General features: G+C 59.5%; 20 protein-coding genes. 16 read left to right on the forward strand and 4 right to left on the reverse strand.

The window, feature by feature from the left end; all coding sequences use genetic code 11:
* Positions 1–285: 285 nt before the first annotated feature.
* Complete coding sequence (locus J2D75_RS08200; RefSeq protein ID WP_207854291.1) at positions 286–936, forward strand: HD-GYP domain-containing protein; 651 nt, start codon at positions 286–288, stop codon at positions 934–936.
* Here J2D75_RS08200 and J2D75_RS08205 read toward each other — a convergent pair.
* Positions 933–1,901, reverse strand: a complete 969-nt coding sequence (locus J2D75_RS08205; protein WP_207854292.1) for a LysR family transcriptional regulator — start codon at positions 1,899–1,901, stop codon at positions 933–935. The two genes, J2D75_RS08200 and J2D75_RS08205, sit on opposite strands and share 4 nt — an antisense overlap.
* 82 nt (positions 1,902–1,983) lie before the next feature.
* On the opposite strand from J2D75_RS08205, the gene J2D75_RS08210 reads away from it, so the two are divergent.
* The 6 genes from J2D75_RS08210 to J2D75_RS08235 are packed head-to-tail and all read left to right on the forward strand — an operon-like array spanning position 1,984 to position 8,935.
* Positions 1,984–3,243, forward strand: coding sequence for a sarcosine oxidase subunit beta family protein (locus J2D75_RS08210; RefSeq protein ID WP_207854293.1), 1,260 nt, complete (start codon positions 1,984–1,986; stop codon positions 3,241–3,243).
* A 7-nt stretch (positions 3,244–3,250) separates the two neighbouring features.
* Positions 3,251–3,535 (forward strand): sarcosine oxidase subunit delta, encoded by a 285-nt coding sequence (locus J2D75_RS08215; protein WP_207854294.1) that lies wholly within the window; start codon positions 3,251–3,253, stop codon positions 3,533–3,535.
* Positions 3,532–6,561 carry a sarcosine oxidase subunit alpha family protein gene (locus J2D75_RS08220; RefSeq protein ID WP_408736751.1) on the forward strand — a complete coding sequence of 1,010 codons (3,030 nt, stop codon included), beginning with the start codon at positions 3,532–3,534 and terminating at the stop codon, positions 6,559–6,561. The genes J2D75_RS08215 and J2D75_RS08220 overlap by 4 nt, the downstream gene beginning before the upstream one ends.
* Positions 6,554–7,141, forward strand: a complete 588-nt coding sequence (locus tag J2D75_RS08225) for a sarcosine oxidase subunit gamma (RefSeq protein WP_207854295.1) — start codon at positions 6,554–6,556, stop codon at positions 7,139–7,141. Before J2D75_RS08220 ends, J2D75_RS08225 begins: the two co-directional genes overlap by 8 nt.
* An 18-nt stretch (positions 7,142–7,159) precedes the next feature.
* On the forward strand, positions 7,160–8,038 hold the full coding sequence (gene purU / locus J2D75_RS08230) for a formyltetrahydrofolate deformylase (protein WP_207854296.1): 879 nt from the start codon (positions 7,160–7,162) through the stop codon (positions 8,036–8,038).
* Positions 8,039–8,059: 21 nt separating this feature from the next.
* Positions 8,060–8,935 (forward strand): bifunctional 5,10-methylenetetrahydrofolate dehydrogenase/5,10-methenyltetrahydrofolate cyclohydrolase, encoded by an 876-nt coding sequence (locus tag J2D75_RS08235; RefSeq protein ID WP_207854297.1) that lies wholly within the window; start codon positions 8,060–8,062, stop codon positions 8,933–8,935.
* A 2-nt stretch (positions 8,936–8,937) separates the two neighbouring features.
* Here the strand turns inward: J2D75_RS08235 and J2D75_RS08240 are convergent, their stop codons facing one another.
* Entirely contained in the window at positions 8,938–10,005 is a 1,068-nt protein-coding gene (locus tag J2D75_RS08240; RefSeq protein ID WP_207854298.1) for a helix-turn-helix transcriptional regulator, read from the reverse strand.
* Positions 10,006–10,258: 253 nt separating this feature from the next.
* Here J2D75_RS08240 and J2D75_RS08245 point away from each other — a divergent pair, with 253 nt between their 5' ends.
* The 9 genes from J2D75_RS08245 (at position 10,259) to J2D75_RS08285 (ending at position 20,928) form a co-directional block, all read left to right on the forward strand.
* A complete protein-coding gene (locus J2D75_RS08245; RefSeq protein ID WP_207854299.1) occupies positions 10,259–12,469 on the forward strand; it encodes a DUF1989 domain-containing protein in 2,211 nt (736 codons plus the stop codon).
* A gap of 68 nt (positions 12,470–12,537) precedes the next feature.
* Positions 12,538–13,911, forward strand: coding sequence for an NAD(P)-binding domain-containing protein (locus J2D75_RS08250; protein ID WP_207854300.1), 1,374 nt, complete (start codon positions 12,538–12,540; stop codon positions 13,909–13,911).
* 174 nt (positions 13,912–14,085) lie between these two features.
* A complete protein-coding gene (locus J2D75_RS08255) occupies positions 14,086–15,219 on the forward strand; it encodes an aminomethyltransferase family protein (protein WP_207854301.1) in 1,134 nt (377 codons plus the stop codon).
* A 55-nt stretch (positions 15,220–15,274) separates the two neighbouring features.
* Entirely contained in the window at positions 15,275–15,826 is a 552-nt protein-coding gene (locus J2D75_RS08260; RefSeq protein ID WP_207854302.1) for a dimethylamine monooxygenase subunit DmmA family protein, read from the forward strand.
* Positions 15,819–16,769, forward strand: coding sequence for a PDR/VanB family oxidoreductase (locus J2D75_RS08265; RefSeq protein ID WP_207854303.1), 951 nt, complete (start codon positions 15,819–15,821; stop codon positions 16,767–16,769). The genes J2D75_RS08260 and J2D75_RS08265 overlap by 8 nt, the downstream gene beginning before the upstream one ends.
* Positions 16,770–16,782: 13 nt before the next feature.
* On the forward strand, positions 16,783–17,862 hold the full coding sequence (locus tag J2D75_RS08270; RefSeq protein ID WP_207854304.1) for a heme-dependent oxidative N-demethylase family protein: 1,080 nt from the start codon (positions 16,783–16,785) through the stop codon (positions 17,860–17,862).
* Positions 17,863–18,043: 181 nt separating this feature from the next.
* On the forward strand, positions 18,044–18,676 hold the full coding sequence (locus tag J2D75_RS08275; protein ID WP_207854305.1) for a GNAT family N-acetyltransferase: 633 nt from the start codon (positions 18,044–18,046) through the stop codon (positions 18,674–18,676).
* A gap of 2 nt (positions 18,677–18,678) precedes the next feature.
* A complete protein-coding gene (locus tag J2D75_RS08280; RefSeq protein WP_207854306.1) occupies positions 18,679–19,560 on the forward strand; it encodes a carbon-nitrogen hydrolase family protein in 882 nt (293 codons plus the stop codon).
* A 105-nt stretch (positions 19,561–19,665) separates the two neighbouring features.
* Positions 19,666–20,928, forward strand: coding sequence for a cation:proton antiporter (locus tag J2D75_RS08285; RefSeq protein WP_207854307.1), 1,263 nt, complete (start codon positions 19,666–19,668; stop codon positions 20,926–20,928).
* 14 nt (positions 20,929–20,942) lie between these two features.
* On the opposite strand, the gene J2D75_RS08290 is transcribed toward J2D75_RS08285, so the two are convergent.
* Together J2D75_RS08290 and holA are read right to left on the reverse strand one after the other, a co-directional pair.
* Positions 20,943–22,385, reverse strand: coding sequence for a restriction endonuclease (locus J2D75_RS08290; RefSeq protein ID WP_207854308.1), 1,443 nt, complete (start codon positions 22,383–22,385; stop codon positions 20,943–20,945).
* A 572-nt stretch (positions 22,386–22,957) separates the two neighbouring features.
* Positions 22,958–23,971 (reverse strand): DNA polymerase III subunit delta, encoded by a 1,014-nt coding sequence (gene holA / locus J2D75_RS08295; protein WP_207854309.1) that lies wholly within the window; start codon positions 23,969–23,971, stop codon positions 22,958–22,960.
* Positions 23,972–24,005 lie beyond the last annotated feature (34 nt).

Raw genomic sequence — 24,005 nt, forward strand, 5'->3', positions numbered from 1 at the left:
GGGCCTTGTGTCTGCTTGGTCTGCCCCGTTATGCACGGCATGGCTGCACTGTCTCATTGGTGGGCTTGATTACCGGCCGTGTTTTTTCCAGTCGGTTCCGCATTGTATGGTTGCTTGACACATTGTCCGATGGCAGAATAGAACCCCGTTCTTCAGTCGAATGAGCGACATCGTTTAAGATTTCTTTAAGATTTTTCAGACCGCAGCCCGCTCTGGTCCCTTGCGTGGGTGGGAGACTTTTTCGCCTCGGTGCCGAAAAAGGGCGGTATCCAAGGATAGCGAGCAATGTCAGGGGAACAAGAGACCGGGGCGTGGTCAGAGCACGCATTGCCCCCCAAGACACTGCCGTTTGCGCATTTTATCCGCCATGTGGCGGATATGGATGAAGGGCATGGGTTCAGGGTTGGTCACGTGGCGCAGGTCATTGCTGATCTGGCGGGCATAGATAGTCTCGACCGCTCAGTCCTGAAAACCGCTGGCGAATTGCACGATACCGGCAAACTGCTGATCCCTGAGGCCATTCTTCAGGCTCCCAGACGTCTGACCGATGACGAGAAAAGAACCGTCCAGCGTCACCCGCTGCTCGGGCTTGCGGTAACCCAGTGGTACGATCACGTCTTTACGCAGGATGTGCTCGATACAATTCTTATGCACCATGAACACTGGGACGGCAGCGGTTATCCGTTGGGGCTGAAAGGGGAAAACATTCCCCTGTTGGTGCGTATTGTCTCGCTGGCGGATACGATTGATGCCTGTGCGTCACGCAGACGTTACAAGGCGCCTTGGTCTGTCCCCCGTTTGCAGGACTATCTCCGCAAGGAAAGCGGCCGGAGCTTTGATCCGCATCTGGCGACACTGTGCGCTGATAACCTTCCCCAGATTGTCAGCTCCATGCATGACATACAGCCTACTACGCCCACATCGCAGACCAGCTAACTCAGCACGCGCATCTGTTCAACAAAAGCCGGAAAGAGCGTGCCGAGTGCGGGCATGACATCTTGTTTAAGCTGCTCGCGCAGGAACAGGGCCAGATCAAGCGGGAAACGACCGAACTCACGCCTGCGCACCACCAGCGTCAAGCGCCGGTGAAACGCCGGGGTGGGCAGAGGGTGGCAGGACAGGCCACAGCCCTGTGTGTAACCCGCTTCGTACAGGCAAAGCGGGGTGGTTATGGCAACACCGCGCGTGCGGCAGGTGGCATAGACACCATAGGGCAGATCAAACTCCTGCTGAAACGGCACATCAATGCGCAGGCGGCGCAAAAAGCGCTCGATTTCAGCCCCCGTGCGTGAGCGTTGCGAAAAGCGGATGAAAGGGTGGCGACCCAGAAAATCTCTGAGTTCGGCTGTATCGCGCGGTGGGGTTTCGTGTTCGGGGTACAGCAGCAGGTAGGGTTCTTCAAATAGTGGCCAGCGTTCCAGACCGGACACATCCTCCATTTCATCCACCCCGATCACACAGTCGATCTGACGGGTTAGCAGGGCTGTCGCGTGGGTTTCTGTCAGGCCCGCGTGGACAATAAGCCGTCCGACCCGTTCGTGCATGAAGTCGGAAATGGAGGTGGAGAGCGCACGGGCCAGCGAGTCCACCACCCCCATACGCAACTGCGGCACCCGGCCAAGGCGCATTTTCTGTATGCCTGTAGCCACCAGCCGCACCTCGGCCAGCATGGTCTGTGCGTATTGGCGCAGCACCGTGCCTGAAGGGGTTAGGGCCAGCGGGCGTACATTCCGGTCGAACAGCGTCGTGCCGAGGCGGTTTTCAAGGTCTGCTATGGTTTGCGAAATGGCGGGCTGGGTTACCTTGAGGGTGCGTGCGGCCGCAGCCATGCTGCCATTGTCGCACACCGCCAGAAATACGGTCAGGGATGACAGGTCAAACGGAAGGTCTGCAATGGCCATGCCCGTATTATAAGAAAAATTTATGCTGTCTCAAGCGTGAACGCTCCGTAAGGGTGAAAGCAGAGCAAAGAGCGGATTTATCATGCAGACTGATCGTTATTCCCTGTTTGCGTTGCTGCGTGAGGCCATGCGCGGCAATACGGGCTGGAAACCGGCCTGGCGCAAGGCAACCCCGGCCCCGACCTATGATTATGTAATCGTGGGCGGTGGCGGGCACGGGCTGGCAACAGCCTATTATCTGGCGCGCCGCTATGGCGGGCAGCGTATTGCCGTGGTGGAAAAAGGCTGGATTGGCGGCGGCAATGTCGGGCGCAATACCACCATCGTGCGCTCGAACTACCTCCTGCCCGGTAATGAGCCATTCTATGAATGCGCCATGAAACTGTGGGAAGGGCTGGAGCAGGACATCAATTACAATGCGATGGTGAGCCAGCGCGGCGTGCTGAACCTGTTCCATAACGATGCCCAGCGGGGGGCTTATATCCGCCGGGGCAACGCCATGCGCCTGCACGGCGTGGATGCGGAACTGCTTGATACACAGGCGGTGCGTGAAAAGGTGCCGTTCCTCAATTTTGACGATGCGCGTTTTCCCATTCGTGGCGGGCTGTTGCAGCGCCGTGGTGGTACCGTGCGGCACGATGCTGTGGCCTGGGGCTATGCCCGCGCGGCGGACAGGCTGGGCGTGGACATTATTGAAAACTGCGAGGTTACCGGTATCCGCCTTGAAGGCGGGCGGGCCGTGGGGGTGGAGACAACGCGCGGCTTTATTGGGGCTGGCAAACTGGGGCTGGCCTGCGCGGGCAATTCCTCACGGGTGGCGGGTATGGCGGGCCTGCGCCTGCCGATTGAAAGCCATGTGCTTCAGGCTTTTGTCAGCGAAGGGATCAAGCCGTTCATTGATTGCGTGGTCACATTCGGGGCCGGGCATTTCTATATCAGTCAGTCCGACAAGGGCGGGCTGGTCTTTGGTGGTGATATCGACGGCTATAACTCTTACGCCCAGCGCGGCAACCTGCCCGTGATCGAGGATGTGTGCGAGGGCGGCATGGCGCTCATGCCCCGGATCGGGCGTGTGCGGCTGCTGCGGCACTGGGGCGGTATCATGGATATGTCCATGGATGGCAGTCCCATTATCGATCATACGCCGGTGCAGGGCCTCTACCTGAATGCGGGCTGGTGTTACGGCGGGTTCAAGGCCACGCCTGCATCGGGCCTGTGTTTTGCGCATCTGCTGGCGCGTGATGAGCCGCACCCCGTCGCGACAGCCTACCGGCTGGACCGTTTCGCACGCGGCGCCGTGATTGATGAAAAAGGCATGGGCGCACAGCCCAATCTGCATTGAGGTTTCCATGCGTCTGACCTGTCCTTTCTGCGGTTCGCGCGGAGTTGAGGAATTTACCTACCGGGGCGATGCCACGGTGCGTCGTCCGGCTGGCGAGGCCAGTGCCGAAGCCTGGGTGGATTATGTCTACCTGCGCGACAATCCGGCCGGGCCTCATCAGGAACTCTGGTACCATGGTGCGGGGTGCCGTTCATGGCTGGTGGTGACGCGCGATACGCGCACACATCAGATTACCGAGGTGCGTGCCGCCCGTGCGGTGGCGCAGGCTGAACACAAGGAGGGCGCGGCATGACGGACGCCCATATGTCTTCTGCTTTGGCTACGGGTGTGCCGCAGCACCGTGTGGCGGGTGGTAACGGTATTGATGCGGGGCGGACGGTTCGCTTCACGTTTGATGGGCGGCAGTATACTGGCCATCCGGGCGATACGCTGGCCTCTGCGCTGCTGGCGCATGGTGTGCGGCTGGCGGGGCGGTCGTTCAAATATCACCGTCCACGCGGCATTTTGTCCGCCGGGCCGGAAGAACCCAATGCACTGGTGGAACTGCGCACCGGCCCCCGGCGGGAGCCGAATACACGCGCTACCGTGGCGGAGCTGTACGAAGGGCTGTCCGCCGCCAGCCAGAACCGCTGGCCCAGCCTTGCCTTTGATGCGCTGGGGATGAATGGCCTGTTTTCCTCCGTGCTGGGGGCGGGGTTTTACTACAAGACCTTCATGTGGCCTGCGGCTTTCTGGGAGAAGGTTTACGAACCGCTGATTCGCAAGGCGGCAGGGTTGGGGCGGGCTGCGGATGAGGCCGATCCTGACCAGTATGAAAAAGCCACGGCGTTTTGCGATGTGCTGGTCGTGGGTAGCGGCCCGGCCGGGCTTGCCGCAGCCCTTGCTGCGGGCCGGTCAGGGGCGCGGGTTATTCTGTGCGAGGAAGACAGCCTGACAGGTGGCCGCCTGCGGGCCGAAAGCCGCCAGCTGGATGCCGCCCCCGCATGGCGCTGGGCGGAGCAGGTGCGCGCAGCACTCGAAGCGCTGCCCGAGGTGCGGATCATGGAGCGTACCTGTGTGTTCGGTACGTATGATGGTGGCACCTATGGGGCGCTGGAGCGGGTGGCCGATCATCTGCCCCAGCCCGCAAAAGGGCAGCCCCGCCAGCGGCTGTGGCGTATTGTGGCACGGCAGTGCATCGTGGCGGCGGGCGCGGTTGAACGGCCCATCGTGTTTTCTGGCAATGACACGCCCGGTGTCATGCTGGCCGGTGCGGTGCGCACCTATCTGAACCGCTTTGGCGTGGCGCCGGGGCGCCGGGCCGTTGTCTATACTTGCAATGATGATGGTCTGCGCACAGCTCTGGATCTGGCACGGGCAGGGGTATCGGTTGCGGCTATTGTCGATTCACGACCCGAAGGGGAAGGGCAGGGCGCACAGGTGGCGCGGGCCTGTGGCGCACCCTTCCTGCCCGGTGCGGCCATTACGGCGGTCAAGGGCCGTATGGCAGTCAGCGGTGTGAGCGTGCGCGATGCACAGGGCCGGGAGCAGCGCTTTGCGTGTGATCTGCTCGCCATGTCGGGCGGGTGGTCGCCCAATATTGCGCTTACGACCCATCAGGGCATGCGCCCGGTTTATGATGAGGCGCTGTGCGCGTTCCTGCCTGCGGCCCTGCCGCCGGGTATGGTGGTGGCTGGTGCCGCAGCCGGGGTGTTTGGCACGGCTGAGGCTTTGCGTAATGGTGCGCAGGCGGGGGTAAGGGCTGCACAGGCCTGCGGTTTTGAAGCGGAACAGCCCGCCCTGCCGGATGCCGAACCGGAATCCTGCGCCATTGCTCCGTTGTTTCACGCGCTGGCGGGTGTGCCGTCAGCCCGGTGGGCCAAGGCGTTTGTGGACTTCCAGAACGATGTTACCGCCAAGGATGTGGCCTTGGCCGCGCGGGAAGGGTTTGTCTCGGTCGAGCATCTCAAGCGCTACACCACGCTGGGCATGGCCACGGATCAGGGCAAGACATCCAATGTCAACGCCATTGCCCTGCTGGCGGAAATTACGCAGCGCGCCATTGGGCAGACCGGCACCACACTGATCCGCCCCCCGACCCAGCCAGTAGCGATCGGTGCGCTGGCCGGGGCGCATCGCGGCCAGCATTTCAAGCCTGCGCGTCTGCCGCCCACCCATCAGTGGGCGGAAAGTCAGGGGGCCGTGTTTACCGCCAACGGGCTGTGGCAGCGTGCGCAGTGGTACCCCCGTCCCGGCGAGACGGACTGGCTGCAAACAGTCAACCGCGAAGTGCGCACCGTGCGCGGCGCGGTCGGGTTCTGCGATGTCACGACCCTTGGCAAGATCGACATTCAGGGGCCTGATGCCGCGGAGTTTCTGGAACGGGTCTATGTTAACGCGTGGAAAAAACTGCCCATCGGGCGGGCCCGCTATGGTCTGATGCTGCGTGAGGATGGTTTTGCCTATGACGATGGCACTACCGCCCGCCTGAGCGAGACCCATTATGTCATGACCACAACCACTGCTAATGCGGGCGGTGTCATGGCGCATCTGGAATTCTGCCACCAGTGGCTGTGGCCCGAACTGGATGTGCAGTTCATTTCCGTGACGGATGAATGGGCGCAGATTGCCGTGGCCGGGCCGCAGGCCCGTACCGTGCTGCGCCATGTGGTGGACCCCGCGTTCGATCTCTCCAACGAAGCGTTTCCCTACATGGCGGCAGGGGAGGTTACAGTGTGTGGCGGCGTTGCGGCGCGGCTGTTCCGCCTGTCGTTCTCGGGGGAGCTGGCGTACGAGCTGGCCGTGCCCGCCCGTTATGGCGATGCACTGGCCCGCAGACTGATGGAGGTGGGTGCCCCCTACGGTATTGCCCCCTACGGCACTGAAGCGCTGGGCGTGATGCGTATTGAAAAAGGCCATCCCGCCGGGCCGGAACTCAACGGCCAGACCACAGCGCATGATCTGGGCATGGGGCGGATGCTGTCCACTCGCAAGGACTTCATCGGTCGGCACATGGCCCAGCGCGTTGCGCTGACAGACCCCGCGCGGCCAACGCTTGTGGGCCTGCAACCGCTCAACCCGGCAGATCAGGTTGTGGCGGGCGCGCATCTGCTGCCCGATGGTGCGCCGGCTACGGCGGCGTCTGATCAGGGCTGGGTGTCCTCGGCGGCGTTTTCGCCTACGCTTGGCTCGTGGATCGGGCTTGGTCTGCTGTCCAACGGCCCGGCCCGGCATGGCGAGATCGTGGCGTTGCACAATCCGCTGGCAGGCACGGTTGTGCGTGCCCGTGTTGTATCTCCTGTTTTTGTCGATCCCGAGGGAGCGCGTGTGCATGGTTGAGTCTCTGTTAGCCCTGCCTCCAGTAAGTGCCGACCCTGTGCGGGCTGGCGATACGGTGCTGGCTCTGGCCCCTATGGGCGAGGCTGTCAGCCTTGGAGCCTTTGCCGGAGCGGGGCGGGCCGCGCTGCTGGCGCGGGTGCGCGAAACCTTTGGGGTCGATCTGCCTGAACAGCCCCGCGCCGTGGCTTCGGCCGATGGGCAGGTGACGTTCGTGTGGTGCGGCCCTACCCAGTGGCTGGCCCTTTCTTTGGGTGAGAGCGGTGCGGAGGGCGGGTTGCTGGCGCGCCTGCGTGCTGCCTGCGGCGATCTGTGCGCCCTGACCAGCCAGAGCGACAGCCGCACCACCTTACGGCTATCCGGCCCGCAGGCGCGTGAGGTGGCTGGCCGTCTTGTGCCGGTTGACCTGCACGATGCGGTGTTCGAACCCGGCCACGTGGCCCTGACACTGGCCGGACATATCCCTGTTCTTATCAGACAGGTTGCACGAAACCCGGTTACGTATGAGTTTCTGGTATTCCGCAGTTTTGCGGAAAGCCTGTTTCATGATCTTCATGTCGCCATGAACGGCGCACTTTCCTAGGAAATGGACCCAAAACGCATGTCGACACTGTCTCCCAATGCCAAAGGTTATATCCTGACCCTGAGCTGCCCGAACCGGCCGGGTATTGTCGCCGCACTCAGCCAGACGCTGTATGAAGCCGGGGCCAATATTACCGAAGCCCAGCAGTATGATGATGTGGGTAGCGGCAGTTTTTTCATGCGGATCATGTTCGATATCGTCAAAGGCAAGACCACCGAGGCCGAGCTACGCGCATTGGTGGATGTTATGGCCGGGCAGTTCGGCATGGAGTACCGGCTTAACTGCCAGTCTTACCGGCCCAAGGTCGTGATTATGGTTTCCAAGTTCGATCACTGTCTGGTGGACCTGCTCTACCGCTGGCGGATCGGGGAACTGCCGATCGAACCTGTTGGCATTATCGCAAACCATCCTGAAGAAACCTATAAGGATATCGATTTCTACGGTATTCCTTTCTACCATCTGCCCATTACCAAAGAGACCAAGGTCGAGCAGGAAGCCCGTATTCTCTCGGTGGTGGATGGCAGCGGAGCCGATCTTGTCGTGCTGGCGCGGTATATGCAGATTCTCTCCAACGACATGGCCGCAGCTCTGTCCGGGCGGTGCATCAATATCCATCATTCCTTCCTGCCCGGTTTCAAGGGGGCGCGGCCCTACCATCAGGCTTATGAGCGTGGCGTGAAACTGATTGGCGCTACCGCGCATTATGTTACGCGCGATCTGGATGAAGGCCCGATTATCGAACAGGATGTGGAACGCATTTCCCACGCCGACAGCCCCGATGACCTGATCCGCAAGGGCCGTGACATCGAGCGGCGCGTGCTGGCGCGTGCGGTGCGTTACCATATTGAAATGCGTACGATCATGAACGGAAACAAAACCATTGTTTTCGTTTCCTGAACGGATGGAGGAGACCGTGTCATGGAGGCAGGTGGAAAGCTGATCAACGGCGTGGCATTTGCCCGCCAGCTCAGAAGTGAAATAAGGCAGGAGGCTGAAAACCTCCATGCCGTTCATGGTATTCTTCCAACACTGGCGGTTGTTATGGTGGGGGAAGACCCCGCCAGCGCCGTATATGTGCGCAACAAGATCCGCGCGACCGAGCAGGCGGGTATGCGTTCGGTTTCGCACCATCTGCCTGCCAGCACGCAGGAGGGCGAGTTGCTCGCCCTGATTGCGGCCCTGAATGTGGATGAAACCGTACACGGTATTCTGGTGCAGTTGCCCCTGCCCGAACAGATCAACCGTGATGCCGTGCTCGATGCCATTGCCCCCGCCAAGGATGTGGATGGCTTTCATATCGTCAATGCCGGGCTTCTGGCCGTGGGGCGGCATGATGGCTTTATTCCCTGCACGCCCAAAGGCTGCATGATGCTGCTGCATTCCGTGCTGCCTGAACTGGCCGGGCTGCATGCCGTGGTGGTGGGGTGTTCGAATATTGTCGGGCGGCCTATGGCGCGGCTTTTGCAGCAGGCCGGTTGCACGGTGACTGTTACGCACCTGCAAACGCGTGATGTCGCGGCGGAAACGCGCCGGGCGGATATTGTTGTGGTGGCGGCCGGGCATCCGGGGCTGGTGCGGGGTGACTGGATCAAGCCCGGCGCGGTGGTCATTGATGTGGGCATCAACCGGGCGGAAACGCCGCAAGGGGCGCGGATTGTGGGCGATGTGGCGTTTGACGAGGTTTACCCCCATGCTGCTGCCATTACGCCCGTACCCGGTGGTGTGGGGCCGATGACCATTGCCTGCCTGCTCCAGAACACCCTGCGTGCGGCACAGGGGCTGGCGGCTGATTGAACTTACTGTTGCCGCAGGGCCTGCAAGCGGCTGAGCAGGCCCCTTTCCGTAGTGACACCCATTTTGCGGTACAGGCGCTGACGGTGGTTTTTGACCGTGCCTTTGCTGATACCCAGTGTCTGGGCGATTTCGCCTGTATTGCGGCCCTGTAGCAGCAGTTCCAGCAGATCCTGCTCGCGCCGGGTGACATGTAGCCCCGGCAGCGCGGAAAGTGGCGCCTGCGTGGTGGCCGGGGCAAGGCTCAGCAGGTAGCCTCCGGGGGCCAGCGGGCAGTCTTCGGGCAGGGCTGTCAGGTTCAGGGTAAAACCGTTTTCTTCCAGTATTGCGGGGGTATGGCCCGGTATCAGGCCATCGGTGCTTCTGAGTAGCCGGTGTACAGCCCGGCGAAACGGTGCGCCATGCCGCGTTTCCGCTGCGCACCATGTGGGGTTGCTGTGCAGGTGGTTGCGGTGGCGATCGAGCACCAGTGCGCCTTCGCTTTCGGGGCGGTGGCTGGTCTGGGTCTCTGTCTGTGGGGGGCGGCTCCAGGCTTGCAGGGTCTGGTTGATGTGGCTTTGGTGCAGGCCATAGAAAAGCGGCTGTACCAGTCTGGCCCGGTTGAACTCTTTTTGGGTAAAAGGCCGGTCTGTCTGCTGTAGAAACAGCATGATGCAGGTATTGGACAAAATGGGCAGGATAATGGCCAGCTCGTCTGAAAATCCGCAGTTTTTCTGGAAAATGGATGTGTATTCATAAGGCTTTACGGCCTTGTCCAGTGTGCAGAGCGATGCCACAGGCTGGCGGGCCTGACTGCGCCACAAATGCCAGAACGGGTCGAACGTGCGAAAATGGTTTCTGTAATCGCTAAAGGCGGTGGATTCGACGTCCTCGGTATGCAGCACATGGGGCAGCACCCCCGGTGCATAGGCGATAATCCATGAGGACTGGTGTGGAATAAGCCGGGAAAACACGGACAGAAGGCGGGCATGAAAATCCGCACTGCCGATATGGCCCGCGACATGCCCCAGTTCGGCCAGCCATTGTTCCATGAAAGGGGGGGTATGGCTGTCCGGCTTTATGATGCCGGTCATGGTTCCATTGTCCTCTTTTTCCCGTGCCGGAGCAGTCGGGTGCCACAAGGGCTGGCGTTTGCCGTTCTTTTGCGGCGACGAGTCCGTAGCAGGTTTGATTGTTTCGTTTGAGAGATGGTTCTGTCAAGCGCCTTCAGGCGCATGGGCCTGTGCGGTCGCAGGGGAATGGTGCCAAAAGGCACCATTGAGAAAGGGGGGCGGCCTTCCCTAGTCTTGTTTTGTAAAAGAAACGGATGGGGAGTGGCCTATCGCCATGACACTCTTGTTTGCACCACCGCATAAAGCGGCTCCTGTGCGGGTAGCCGGGGGCAGCGGCCCCCGGCGGTTTACCGTTCGGGCCGGAGAGGGGCTTGAAGTCATCACGGTTGATGGCGGGCAAGCCGGTATGCTGGCGGCTCCCCTGGGGGTGCTGCATGCCCTGACACTGGATCAGCCTGCTGGACAGGGGGCTCAGGGTGAGGCGCTCTACACCCTGTTTACAGCGGATGAACAGGCGGGTGCCGGGTGCCGTTTCGATGTGCTGGCCGATGGCGAGATCGTGCTTGATCTCCCGGCCGAGGACATGATGCCCGATCAGTCCAACGCGCCGGGGGCGTATGACCTGCATTTTACCCCCGCCCCGCAGGGCGGTAGCCGCCTGCCGGAGCCTCTGGCCCCCGTTGTGCAGGATGTGCGCGTGCCTGCGGCGACTGCTGTCAGCTATCGGGTGCGCAAAGGCGAATATATCCAGATTATTGATGTGGATGGCCGCCAGTGTTCGGATTTTCTGGCCTTTGATGCCGCAGCACTCGAAGGCGGGCAGGAATACGGGTTGGATGCCACGGCCACGCGCACGGTGCAGGGCCACGCCCTGCCAGTGCCCGGCCTGCACGGGCGCTTTTTAGATAGCCGCCTGCAACCGCTGGTGGAGGTGGTGCAGGATACCGTGGGGCGGCATGATGCATTCCTGCTGGCCTGCACCGCCAAATATTATGATGATACCGGCTATCCGGGCCACGATAACTGCAGCGACAATTTCAACGCGGTTCTGGAGCCTGAAGGGCTTGTGCCACGGAATGGCTGGCCTGCCATCAACTTCTTTTTCAACACACAGGTGCAGGATTGCGGCGCCATTACCAGCGCCGAACCCTGGTCACGCGCGGGGGATTACGTGCTGCTGCGTGCCCTGACAGACCTTGTCTGTGCCTCGTCCTCCTGTGCGGATGACGTGACAGAAGCCAACGGCTGGCAGCCGACCGATATTCATGTGCGGGTTTATGACCGCGCCAGTACCATTTCCAGCGGGGTTGCCCATCGTATGACACCACAAGCACCGGCAATCATGACACGGCAGAGCGGCTTTCATGCAGACCTTGCTGAACAGGGCGCGCAGTTTGTCGAATACAAGGGATTCTGGCTGCCTGCGCGGTTTGAGGGATACGGGCCGGTTGCGGAATACTGGGCCTGTCGCACACGGGCTTGCGTTATGGATTTGTCGGCCCTGCGCAAGTTTGAAATAACCGGGCCGGATGCCCTGTCCCTGCTGCAACTGGCCGCCACGCGCGATATTCGCAAGCTGGCGGTGGGGCAGGTGGTCTATACAGCGCTTTGTTATCCGCATGGCGGCATGCTGGACGATGCAACGGTTTTCCGTCTTGCGCCGCAGGCATTCAGGCTGGTCTGTGGCGATGAATATTGCGGTGAGTGGCTGCGGGCACTCGCGGTGGAGCATGGGCTGCATGCTTTTGTGCGCCCCTCTACCGACCAGTTGCACAATCTCTCGGTGCAGGGGCCGCAAAGCCGCGCCATTCTGGCCCCCCTGATCTGGACGCCACCGACACAGCCGGACATTGCGGCCCTTAAATGGTTCCGCTTTACCATCGGGCGTGTGGGCGGGCCTGCGGGCATACCCGTTCTGGTATCGCGCACCGGTTACACGGGCGAACTGGGTTATGAAATCTGGTGTCACCCACGCCATGCCCCTGCCGTGTGGGAGGCCGTGTGGGCAGCCGGTCAGCCGGAAGGCATGGTGCCTCTGGGGCTGGATGCGCTCGACTGGCTGCGGATTGAGGCTGGTCTGGCTTTTGCCGCGTATGAGTTCTGCTCCGAAACAGATCCGTTCGAGGCGGGGATAGGTTTTGCGGTTCCGGCTTCCAAAACCGAGGCGTTCATTGGCGCTGAGGCTCTGGCCCAGCGCAGACTGGCGCCACGGCACAGGCTGGTGGGGCTGGAGAGCCTGTCTAACGAACCCCTCGCGCATGGTGATGCGGTGTATGATGGTCGGGCCAGAGTGGGCAGCATTACCAGTGCGTGTCTGTCGCCCGTTCTGGGTAAAAGCATTGCCCTGGCACGGGTAGATACGGCCGTGGCCGAGCCGGGGCGTATGCTGGAAATTGGTCAGCTTGACGGGCTGCAAAAGAGAATTGCCGTAAAGGTCACATCTTTTCCAGCCTATGACCCGGATAAAAGCCGGGTGAGATCCTGAATGTTCTTGCAGTGACAGACAATGCGGCGGGCTGATGGCCCGACCGCGAACAGGGAGCGCGTGTGAGCATGACAGCAAAAAGAGTGGCGATTATTGGTGCAGGCCCGAGCGGGCTGGCCGCACTGAGAGCCTTCGGCGCGGCACGCAAGGCGGGTGAGAAAGTGCCTGAACTGGTCTGTTTTGAAAAACAGGCAACGCTGGGCGGGATGTGGAACTATACATGGCGCACCGGGCTGGATGAATATGGCGAGCCCGTCCATGCCAGCATGTACAGGTTCCTGTGGTCGAACGGCCCCAAGGAAGGCCTTGAATTTTCTGATTATTCTTTTGAAGAGCATTTCGGGCGGCCCATTCCGTCCTATCCGCCCCGTGCTGTGCTGCTGGATTATATTGTCGGGCGTATCAAGCGCGATAATCTTGAGGGCGATATGCGCTTCAGCACCTCGGTGCGTGAGGTCGAGTGGGATACCGAGGCGGATAATTTTCTGGTGACGGTGGAAGACCTGACCACAGCCCATGTTTACTCAGAACGATTTGATTATGTGATTGTTGCATCGGGACATTTTTCAACGCCGAATGTTCCCTCCTTTCCCGGTTTCGACCTTTTTCCCGGCCGTGTCCTGCACGCGCATGATTTCCGCGATGCCAATGAGTTCGCGGGTAAGGATGTGCTGCTGGTCGGCAGTTCATATTCGGCGGAAGATATTGGGAGCCAGTGTTATAAATACGGCGCAAAATCCATAACATTTTCCTATCGCTCCCATCCGCTCGGCTTCAAATGGCCCGAAGGCTTTGCGGAACATTCCCTGCTGCTCAAGGTGGAAGGAGATGTTGCACATTTTCAGGATGGTGCGACAAAAAAGGTCGATGCCATCATTCTGTGCACCGGCTACAAGCATTATTTCCCGTTCCTGCCGGATTACCTGCGTCTGAAAACGCATAACTGTCTGTATCCGGTGGATCTGTACAAGGGTGTGTGCTGGATCGATAATCCGAAACTTCTCTATCTTGGCATGCAGGATCAATATTATACCTTTAACATGTTTGACGCGCAGGCATGGTTCGCGCGCGATGTCATCATGGAAAAGCTGGATCTGCCCGGCCGGGCAGATATGCTGGCGGATAGCAAGGCATGGGTGGCACGAGATCAGGCGTTGGAAAATGCCACGCAGGAAATTGATTTCCAGACCGATTATGTGCGCGATCTGATGACCTATACAGATTACCCGCCTTTTGACCTTGATCAGGTTGCGGCCCTGTTCAAGGAATGGAAGCATGACAAGGAAGACGGCATCATGACCTTCCGTGATCGCAGCTACCGTTCGGTGCTGACCGGCACGATGGCCCCCCCGCACCATACCCCGTGGATGGAGGCTATGGATGACTCGCTGGAAGCCTTTCTGGCCCCGGCAGAGCCTGCGCGTGTCAGGGCTTCAGGCTGAAGTTTTTTGTAAAAATGTCCTGAATTTGTGAGAGTTCTCCAAGGATAAGAAAAATTTATGCAGTCTATAACGCATGATCTTTTCACATTCGTAATGGACTGGAATATGATGGTTCCCGTCGTGGTGGTTTGTGGCCCCCACGGTGGCGGCCCGGCGTAGTGAGGACTGAAAAACATGACGACTAGCTGGCGTTCAAGCACTCTGGCAGATCGCCACCGTGCCCTTGGCTCCGCCCTCGAAAACTGGAACGGCATGGCTACGGCCTGGAGCTACGATTCCAGCCTGCAGGATCACCACGTGGCGGTGCGCACCCGTGCGGGGCTGATGGATGTTTCGGGGCTTAAAAAGGTGCATCTGGTCGGCCCGCACGCCACGGCCATTCTGGATTACGCAACCAGCCGTAATGTCAGCAAGGTGCAGCCGGGGCGCTCGGTTTACGCCACGGCCCTGAATGACGATGGCAAGTTTATTGATGACTGCCTTTTATACCGCACCGGCCCCAATAGCTGGATGGTGGTGCACGGGGCAGGCACCCTGCATGAAATGCTGGCGCAGGCTGTGGTGGGGCGTAATGCCGCCATGCTGTTCGATGACGATCTGCACGACCTGTCGTTACAGGGGCCTGTTGCGGTTGATTTTCTGGCCCGCCATGTGCCGGGTATCCGCCAGCTCAACTATTTCTGCCATATGCAGACAACGCTTTTCGGTGCGCCGGTCATGATTTCGCGCACTGGTTACACAGGTGAGCGTGGCTACGAGATTTTCTGCAAAGGCACCGATGCGCCGCTGATCTGGGATACGATCCTTGAAGATGGCAAGGCCGATGGCATTGTGCCGGTGTGCTTTACCGCGCTCGATCTCCTGCGGGTTGAAAGCTATCTGCTGTTCTATCCTTACGATAATTCCGAAATGTATCCATTTGAACAGGAACTGGCGGGGGATACGTTGTGGGAACTGGGGCTGGATTTCACGGTCAGCCCCGGCAAAACGCATTTCCGTGGCGCACCGGCGCATTATGCGCTCAAGGGGCGTGAACGTTTTAAAATTTTCGGTCTTTTGCTGGACGGTATGACAGCGGCCGAAGCCGGAGCCGGTGTGTACGATGGCGAGCAGCGTGTGGGTACCGTTACCTGCGGTATGATTTCCACACTGACTGGCCGCTCAATGGCGCTGGCACGCATGGATGTACCCTACGCCGTGGCCGGGTGCCGCATTGTCGTGCGCTCGGCGGGGGAGACCCTGTCCGGTGTTACGCACACGCTGCCGTTTGATGACCCCGAAAAGAAAAAGCGTACCGTTAAAGGCTGAACAAACAGGGTTGCCGCATTGTCTGCCTGTGGAGCATGCGGGAGGAGAAAAGAGCGTGATCGTCAGTAGTCAACTGCCTTTTGCCCCACTGGTTCTGGATGCGTCGGGCGTGCGGCACCTGTATGTTCGGGATACGGCGGACTGCCCCCTGCCGGATGGCTGCGGCGCGGTCATGCCCGAGATATGGACAGTGGTATCCGATGCGACAGTGATGGCGGATGCGCGCGAAGGAGAAGTGCTGCTGCGTTCCGTAACGGCCTTGCTGGAAAGGCTGGCCGGACGGCTGGCGCGGGAGAGGGTAGGCTTGCGGCTGTATGGAGCGGGTGGGGCCTCGTTCCTGTCTCGCGTGGCCATAGTGGCGGATGCGGCCGGGCTGGCCACGGGCGAGGTTCTGTTGGCCCCCCCACGGGATACGGCGCGGCGCGTGGTGTGCGTGCATTGCGATACGCTGAATGATGGGGTGCAAGCCGATACGGTGCGTTGCCTTGGCTGCGGCACCACCCTGTTCGTGCGGGAGCATTATTCACGTGGGCTGGGCGCCTATATGGGAGTGGGCGAGCCAGAAATCCTGTTGCAGGCGATGGAGGCAGCAGCCCGTCATGGTTGAACGTTCTGGTTATCTGGCAGTTATTGCCTCGGTTGAAGTGCTGACACCAACCTTGCGTAAATTCGTGCTTGCGGCACAGGGTGTGCGTTTTCCTGCTGTGTCTGCGGGCAGTCATGTGGTGCTTGGGTTTGGTTCTGCCGCACGGCGCTATAAAAATGCCTATTCCGTTGTCTCAGCTACGCCGGATGGGCGTGAACTGAGTGTGATCGTGCGGCGCGCTCCGCAATCACGCGGGGGTTCGGCTTTCCTGCACGATCAGGCGCAGGATGGCACGCCTGTTACGGTTCTGAGCAGTGCCAACCTGTTTCCTGTTTCCAAAACAGCCAAACGGCACCTTCTGCTTTCTGCTGGGGTGGGTATTACGCCTTTTCTTGCTCATGCCCGCACGCTTGAGGCGGAAGGGGCGGATTACACTCTGCATCATTTTTGCCGCCCTGAGGAAAAACCGGCTTTTGTAACCTTGCTGGCAGACCTGCCCCCCGGCCGGGTTTTTATTCATGACCGTCCGCCCGAAGATGCGGGCATGAAGCACCATATGGCGGAGGAAGGCATAGCAACCCATCTGTATTTCTGTGGGCCGGAAGGCTTCATGGGCTGGGTGGAGCAGGCGGCCGCCCAACTCGGTTTTGTGGCGGCCAAGGTGCATTCAGAGCATTTCTTCGTACCCGAAGGGGGTAAGCCGTTCACGGTTGTTCTGGCCAGCAGCGGACAGCGGATTGCTGTAGCGGGCGATGAAACCTTGCTGGAAGCACTGGAGAATGCCGGGGTGGATGCTCCGTGCATGTGCCGTGGTGGTGCCTGCGGTGCCTGCGCTCTGGAGGTTATGGACGGTGTGCCGGAACATCGTGATCATGTGCTGACAGAGCAGGAAAAAACTGAAGGCCGCACCATTCTGACCTGCGTATCCCGTGCCAGAACGGATACGCTGACACTCAACCTGTAAAGAGGAGGCGGGCATGACCGTTCAGACCAGTGCGCGGGAAAGTTATCGCCCGCCCTATCAGGTAACGAATAGTGCAGAAACCATCCTGCGGTTTCCATTTCCGTTCCCTGAAGACAGTTATATGTATTCCATGAACGTGGAGCCGCATATCCGTAGTGGCCCGGTAGCCGCCATGCATAACACGTTCGATATTGATGAGCATTATGTCGCGGAATGCGCGGAAAAAGCCCGTATTTTGCAGGAAGATCCCAAGCGCTGCATTGTTCAGCCCCATATGCGCGCTGCTGAGTGGGATTTCGTGGAACTGGCCATGAGCAGCCTGTCCGATCAGTATCCGCAGCATTTTTCCTTGCGGCGTGAAGGGCAGGACTGGCATTGGGTTAACCGGCTTTTGGGGTATGAGCAGAGCTTTGTGTTTGGCGATGCGACAACCCTGCCGCTGCCACCCTTTGAGTATATGGCCCGACAAATGCAGGGAGATTTCACGCTTCATGATCAGCGTGAGGATGATCTGTGGATGGATGGCGGCATGGTTACGGCACAGGCTGACTGGTCGCTCAAGTTCGATCTGGGCATGTCCTTCCGGCAGTGGCATGCGCCTGTACCCAAGGCGGCGGAAATGGGGGTGTTTGATCGTGGCCTGCGCTTTCTGCTCATGTTGCAGCACGAAAAACCGGTGCGGCGGCTGAACTGGACAATGACCATCAACCCCCGGCTGGATACCTCGCCCGAGAATTTCATGGTTTGGGGGCCAGACCGGGCTTCGGTCACGCCGGATAATGTAGCGGATAAGGTGCATCTGCGCGTGGAGTTGCAAACGCTTTACCGCCTGCCACGCTCCAACGCCATTCTGTTTTCCATCCGCTGTTACCTGATGCCGCTGCGCGATATCATGCGCGTGCCTAAATGGCGCAGGCGGCTCCATCGGGTGCTGCGTGATCTCGATCCCACCTTGTCCAGCTACAAGGGGCTAGATCTGTACCGGCAGACCGTGGTGGATTTTCTTGCTCCGTATGATGATGGCGCCCCCCTGTCCAGCGGGATACAGCCCGAGGTCGTACAGCTTGAAAAGGCACTGGCACCGGCAGCCTGACACTATGGGCCTGCCAGCGGGTGGGTTGGCCCGCAGGTTCGGTAAAACTGAATATTCATGGCGCGTTCTTGAAAGCGGGGCAGGGCCAGTCGGTTTTGTATGGTGCAACCCTGCCGGGGCTTGACCCCGGCAGGGCAGGCGCGCAAGCGTGTTTGGCGGCAAGGCTGAAAACGGACCGTGGATGAGTATCACGCTTGAAACCCTCTCGGGAGAAGCCCTCAGGCCTGTCATGGCGGATCTGGCCCGCCTGAGGATGAGCGTATTCCGCGAATGGCCCTATCTGTATGAGGGCGATGCTGAATACGAACAGAAATATCTGGAATTTTACGTCAAAAGCCGCGCCGCAGCGGTGGTAATCGCACGCGATGGTGCGCAGGTGGTGGGCGCTTCCTCCTGCCTGCCCTTGCAGGATGAAGCGCCAGATGTGCGCGCGCCGTTCGAGGCCCGTGGCCTGTCACCCGAGCAGTTTTTTTATTTTGGTGAATCGGTTCTGTTACCTGCCTATCGGGGGCAGGGGCTGGGTGTTCGGTTTTTTGAAGAGCGCGAACGCTATGCCCTGAAGGATAGCCGGGCCGCATTTGCGGTATTCTGCTCTGTGCGGCGGCCAGCGGACCATCCGCTACGGCCCGCCGGGGCAGGCACCCTGCATGCGTTCTGGGCCAAAAGAGGATTTTCTCCTCTGCCGGGTGTGGCCTGCACTATGATGTGGAAAGAACCGGGGCAGGCTGAGGAAACCCAGCATTGGCTCGATTTTTTTATTAAACCATTGCGGTCGGCCCCCGTGCCGCAGGTTCTGTTACAGCCGGAGAAATAGTCATGACACAGCCGTTGCGCCTGGGCGTTCTGGCATGGGAGGTCGTGCGCATTGGCACGATCGAGGAGTATGCGGCCCATCTGGATATGCTGGTGGCGCAGGGAGCAGCCGATGCAGATCTGCTGCTGATGCCCGAATATGCCTGCATGGAGGTGGCGTCCGCTCTGGTGGGGGCACCCGACCCGGCTGCCGAGCTTGAGGCCGTATGTGCGCAAAGCGATGCCCTGCTGGCCATTATGCGCGATACGGCCATGCGGCATGGTGTGTGGCTTATGCCCGGCACCCTGCCCAGACCCGAGGCTGAAGGTGTGCGCAATCGCGCCCCGCTGATAGCCCCTGATGGGCGTATCATGTTTCAGGACAAGCATGTCATGACCCGTTTTGAAAACGAATCATGGGGTGTGCGGGCGGGCAATCCACCCGGTGTGTTTGAAACACCTTGGGGGCTGATTGGTGCAGCCGTTTGTTATGATTCCGAGTTTCCCATGCTGACCCGCCGCCAGATTGAGGCCGGTGCGTGGTTGATCCTGGTGCCAACCTGCACGGATTCCCTGCATGGCTTTAACCGGGTGCGGATTTCGGCACAGGCCCGCGCACTGGAAAACCAGTGTTTTGTGGCGGTGGCGCCTACGGTAGGCGATGCCCCGTGGCTGGCCACACTGGATGAAAACCACGGATGTGCAGGTGTTTACGGCCCGGTGGATCGTGGTTTTCCAGCAGATGGAATCATGGCGGAAGGCAAGCTGGATCAGGGGGGGTGGGTGTTTGTAACCCTCAACCCCGAAACACTTGATGCCGTGCGCGAAAATGGCGCCGTGCGCAATTGTCGTGATTGGCCCACGCAGGTACCCCCAGCGCAACTCCGCCCGGTAGAGGTAACCTGATTGCGCACGCGCCGCCGTTAATCCGGCGGCGCGTCAACGGCGGACACGCCGCAGGGCAACGGTTTTGCTTGACGTTGCGCCCCGGAACCGTCAGCTCTGGCAGCTATGGACACCATCAGCCTTGTCGCCTTGTTGCTGGCCTGCGCCGCGGGTTTCAGCATCCTCAATCACCACTTTCTGCGGGTGCCTGTCACGATTGGGGTGCTGATTTTCTCCCTGCTGGCCTCGCTCCTGCTGGTGGCGCTGGATCGGCTGATACCAGCGCATAATCTGCTGGCTTTTCCCCGTTCCGTGCTGGGGGCGGTCAATTTGCCGGAATCGTTATTGAACGGTGTTCTCTGCCTTCTGCTGTTTGCCGGGGCCATGCAGGTGGATGTTGCACATCTGCGCACCCGGCTGGCATCGGTTGCGGCCCTGTCTGTGCTGGGTACCATTTTTGCTGTGGCTTTTCTGGCCGGAGCAGCATGGTATCTGTTTCCCCTGCTAGGTCAGGCGGTGCCTTTCTCGTGGTGTATCGTGCTGGGAGCCATTTTGGCTCCGACTGACCCGGTTTCGGTTGTAGGCATGCTTAAACGGCTTGGGCTGCCCGGTCAGGTTCAGGCGGTTTTCGCGGGGGAGAGCCTGTTTAATGACGGGGTGGGTGTGGTCATTTTCGGCGTCACACTGGGGCTTGCAACTGGCAGTCGTGACGTGGTTTCAGCCTCCGGTATCGCACTGGATTTCTGCCGCGAGGCTCTGGGCGGCGGGGTGCTGGGGGCGGTTACAGGCTGGATTGCGCTGCGTATGCTGGCATGGCAACGCGATGGGCATATCGACCTGTTGATTTCGTTGGCGTTGGCGACGGTTACATTCAGCATCGCTAGTCATCTTGGCATGTCCGGGGCTATCGCCGTGGTGGTGGCCGGCCTGTATTTCGGCACAGGGTTTGCCCGCACAGAGCCAGTGTTGTTTGATGAGGCTTCACAGCGTGCACTGGAGAATGCCTGGACCCTGATTGATGAAGTCCTGAATGTACTGCTGTTTTTGCTGATCGGCTTTGAAGCTCTGGAGATCACACTCAGCCCATTCACTGTTACGGCCATGCTGTGCGTTATTCCCCTATCCATTGTGGTGCGGGCGCTTAGTATATTGTTGTCCATCCTGCCCGAGCATCTGCGCCGGTGGGAGAAGGGGCGTGTTCTGGCCGTTCTGACATGGGGTGGCCTGCGTGGCGGCATATCGGTGTCTCTCGTGCTTGGCCTGCCACCCGGCCCGCTTCGTGATCTGCTGCTGCCAGTCTGTTACGGCGTTGTGGTGTTCACCATTATTGTGCAGGGCCTGACCATGGAAAAGGTCGTGCGTAGATTCTACCCGAAAGCGGTAACTTAGCCGCATTGAAGCGGTTAGGAGTAGCGGGGTAGATCGTTTACCCGGGTGTAAATTTCCTCGGCGGCAGTTGGTAGTTGCGTATGATGGACAAGGATAACACCCGTTGTTGCGGCTACCTGTCTTGCAGACTGAGAGAATGTCGAGTTCGTGGCTACAATGGCACCGCTTGCCCCTTGAAAATTTTGGGCGGCGAAAGCCTGCTGGACGGCATCATTTCCGACGGTTCCTGAATACAGCTTGCACTGTACGACGATCCTGACATTTCCTTTTCGGGCAATAACATCAGCCCCCTGATCACCACTTTTTTTGGTAGCATGAGCATCCCATCCAGCATTGCGGAGAATGAGGGCGCAGTGTTGTTCGTAATCAAATGGATCCATTCGGGTGTCAAACACGGTTGGATCACTGATATACGCTGTCGTTCCCGCATTGACGGGAAGCGGATGCGCGGCAAGGTCGGCAATCATATTGATGGCATTTGCCCGGAGCTTTTGCCGAAGGTTTTTATTGGTCGTTCCAGAATCAATAATGTTATCAATTCTGGTTTCCATGAAATAGCTTATTTCTCTTGCCCACGCTGCCGTTTGAAGCGTTCCATATTGATCCTTGGTAAGTTTTTGGGTTCTTGCGATTTGTAGGTTCAGTTTCTGGAAAGATATTTCTTTCGATACTGCATCCCAGGTAGCCTGATAGGCTTTGGTTTGCAGTGTCTTGGCTGTTGCATAGAGAGCTATAACAATAGCGGAAAAGATCATGAAATAATAAGGAACATTCGACCCTGATTGGTGATTGTAGCTGTGAATGTCCGGGGTTTGGTCCGGTTTTTCTGGGAGAATGGACGCATCTGGGCTGTTCCTGTCCATAACAGCTTTTGATACCGGCAGGTTTTTTGTTTCAGAATCCAGCCTTATAGCATCACTATCAGAAAGGAACCCGTCAGCGACCATGTCTTCATGCGATTTTTGCCATTGCATGATGGCTGCACGCGTTCCCTCTCCATAGACACCATCTGCCCGGCTGCTGCTTTTTAGAAAGCCGAGGTTAATCAAGTCCTGCTGCAGAGCGATATGTTGGTCAATCGGGCGGTCGGCTTCTTGTAAAGGGGCACCACTGAGGCGGGCTTTGTACTTGTCAGTCAGGGTGTCCATATGTGTGATGTAGCAGGTCGGGTCAGCCTGAGGGATATTTTGAGGGCCAACCAGACTTGAAGGATCAAGGCATTCAGAGAATGCGGCATCATCCGCAATAATTTCCTGCTTGAGCGTTTTCCAGCCGTCTTTTCCGACAATCTGGCGCAGAGCGTAATAAGCCTGATCAAACATCAGTTCGTGTTTGGCGGCTTCGCTGTTCTCACACAGCATTGTGGCGATGCTGTCTTTTGTGTGATCTGCGGAACAGTTGAAATCAGGTTTGTACTCTTGAGCCCATGCTGCGGGTGCTAGCGATAGCCCAGCCATAATAAACAGGAACCGTCTCAAATTTCTCTCCCCTCTTATATCGAGACGATAGCCCGATGAGTCAGTTCGGGCGAGTCAGGATCCTGTGGGGCTGAAGTGAGGGGACTTGTTTTCCAAATGTTATGAGGTTGGGAGGCGGCACCTGTTGGCTGCCGCTTTTCTGAACCGCTTTTGCTTGGTGTGTGTGTTGGTGTCCGCGGCGGGATTCGAACCCACGGCCCCAGGATTCATCCCACTACGGTTTTCACCGCCGTCCTGTTCCTGAGCGGAGCAGGGCGTTCGTGGGCTGGACTGTCCCTTTGCCATAAACCTGCATGCAGGTTGTTAGGCACCGCCCGTCCAGTCTCTACACCTTCCGCCCGAGGGCGGCTTGGCTCGGGATTGGCAAGGCCTTGCGGCCGTAGCGTTCCCCGACTTTGAGCGGATTCACCATGACGTTTCCTGACATGGTGCCCAATTTATCTAGGAATCCTGTGCTCTATCCTGCTGAGCTACGCGGACACACACCCGCAGTCTATACTGAAAGCCGCCCCAATGGACAAGAGGGGCACGTCAGGCAGGCCACATACCCGTTAACGGCGGGCCTGTCGGGCGGCCTGCGCCGCCAGCATGGCGGTCTGGCGGCGGCACAGGAGCAGGTCTGGTGCGCCGGTCTGTTTGCAGGCCAGTTCCAGTGCCTGCCACTGGGTGAGTTCGTGGGTGAGCGCAGGGAGTGTCCAGAGTTCCAGCGCACGGCTGAACCCTGCGGTGCGTTTGAAAAAAACCGGCGGGCGCAGGGTTTTGAGCGCGTCTGTGCGGCTTTCTCCCGCAGCCATGGCCGCGCGCACCCGGCGCAGCCGGTGTAGGTGCGCCATGAACGCCCGGATAATGGCGATAGGGCTGGTGCCTTCGGCCAGAGCCCGCTCCAGAGCCAGATCGGCCTCGGCCCGGTTGCCCTGTGCTGCGGCAAAAGCGGCATCTTCAAGGGAAACACTGCCCGCATCGCCAATACAGGTGCGGACATCCTCCAGAGATAGCGTGCCGCCGTCTCCCGCATAGAGCGCCAGTTTTTCCACCTCGCCGCGGGTTGCACTCCGGTCGGCCCCGAGGCACCCCATGAGCCAGTGCAGGGCGTCGTTGTCGATGCGGATACGGTGTGCCGCCAGCATTTTGGTAATGCTGCTTTCAAGCGTGCGGCCTTCTTCGGGGTAACAGCCGATGGAGGCACAATCCTGCCTGCGTTCAAGCAGGGCGCGGAGCTTGGAGCGGGAGGACAGGCCCGGTGCTTCGAGAATGACCAGCGTATCGGTCGTCTGGTTCAGGATATGCTCCACGGCCTTGAGCTGGCTGTCGGAAGCATCGCGCACGCGCACAACCCGCCGCCCCCCCATGAGGGATAGGGCTGTGGCTTCTTCTTCCAGCCGATCATGGGTTTCGCGGTCGAGCAGGGCCAGACGGAAAGGGTCTTCCTCTGGCCCGATAATCATGCGTGCGGCTTCCTGCGCACGTTCCCGGATCAGGCCCGTATCTTCGCCATGGAGCAGGATAACCCGCCATGCGCCGGGGTCTGCCAGAACGCGCGGCAGGGTGCGGGCGTCAATTTTCATGACAGGACGGAAAAATGCCGGGCTGTACGGCGCG

Source organism: Acetobacter suratthaniensis (assembly GCF_017377745.1).
Classification (GTDB): domain Bacteria; phylum Pseudomonadota; class Alphaproteobacteria; order Acetobacterales; family Acetobacteraceae; genus Acetobacter; species Acetobacter suratthaniensis.

Coding starts and splice junctions, on each gene's coding strand:
- J2D75_RS08265 (WP_207854303.1), top strand. CDS start 15,819: ATGGTTGAACGTTCTGGTTATCTGGCAGTTATTGCCTCGGTTGAAGTG.
- J2D75_RS08285 (WP_207854307.1), top strand. CDS start 19,666: ATGGACACCATCAGCCTTGTCGCCTTGTTGCTGGCCTGCGCCGCGGGT.
- J2D75_RS08275 (WP_207854305.1), top strand. CDS start 18,044: ATGAGTATCACGCTTGAAACCCTCTCGGGAGAAGCCCTCAGGCCTGTC.
- J2D75_RS08245 (WP_207854299.1), top strand. CDS start 10,259: ATGACACTCTTGTTTGCACCACCGCATAAAGCGGCTCCTGTGCGGGTA.
- J2D75_RS08220 (WP_408736751.1), top strand. CDS start 3,532: ATGACGGACGCCCATATGTCTTCTGCTTTGGCTACGGGTGTGCCGCAG.
- J2D75_RS08270 (WP_207854304.1), top strand. CDS start 16,783: ATGACCGTTCAGACCAGTGCGCGGGAAAGTTATCGCCCGCCCTATCAG.
- J2D75_RS08250 (WP_207854300.1), top strand. CDS start 12,538: ATGACAGCAAAAAGAGTGGCGATTATTGGTGCAGGCCCGAGCGGGCTG.
- J2D75_RS08210 (WP_207854293.1), top strand. CDS start 1,984: ATGCAGACTGATCGTTATTCCCTGTTTGCGTTGCTGCGTGAGGCCATG.
- J2D75_RS08205 (WP_207854292.1), bottom strand. CDS start 1,901: ATGGCCATTGCAGACCTTCCGTTTGACCTGTCATCCCTGACCGTATTT.
- J2D75_RS08215 (WP_207854294.1), top strand. CDS start 3,251: ATGCGTCTGACCTGTCCTTTCTGCGGTTCGCGCGGAGTTGAGGAATTT.
- purU (WP_207854296.1), top strand. CDS start 7,160: ATGTCGACACTGTCTCCCAATGCCAAAGGTTATATCCTGACCCTGAGC.
- J2D75_RS08255 (WP_207854301.1), top strand. CDS start 14,086: ATGACGACTAGCTGGCGTTCAAGCACTCTGGCAGATCGCCACCGTGCC.
- holA (WP_207854309.1), bottom strand. CDS start 23,971: ATGAAAATTGACGCCCGCACCCTGCCGCGCGTTCTGGCAGACCCCGGC.
- J2D75_RS08280 (WP_207854306.1), top strand. CDS start 18,679: ATGACACAGCCGTTGCGCCTGGGCGTTCTGGCATGGGAGGTCGTGCGC.
- J2D75_RS08225 (WP_207854295.1), top strand. CDS start 6,554: ATGGTTGAGTCTCTGTTAGCCCTGCCTCCAGTAAGTGCCGACCCTGTG.
- J2D75_RS08290 (WP_207854308.1), bottom strand. CDS start 22,385: ATGGCTGGGCTATCGCTAGCACCCGCAGCATGGGCTCAAGAGTACAAA.
- J2D75_RS08240 (WP_207854298.1), bottom strand. CDS start 10,005: ATGACCGGCATCATAAAGCCGGACAGCCATACCCCCCCTTTCATGGAA.
- J2D75_RS08235 (WP_207854297.1), top strand. CDS start 8,060: ATGGAGGCAGGTGGAAAGCTGATCAACGGCGTGGCATTTGCCCGCCAG.
- J2D75_RS08200 (WP_207854291.1), top strand. CDS start 286: ATGTCAGGGGAACAAGAGACCGGGGCGTGGTCAGAGCACGCATTGCCC.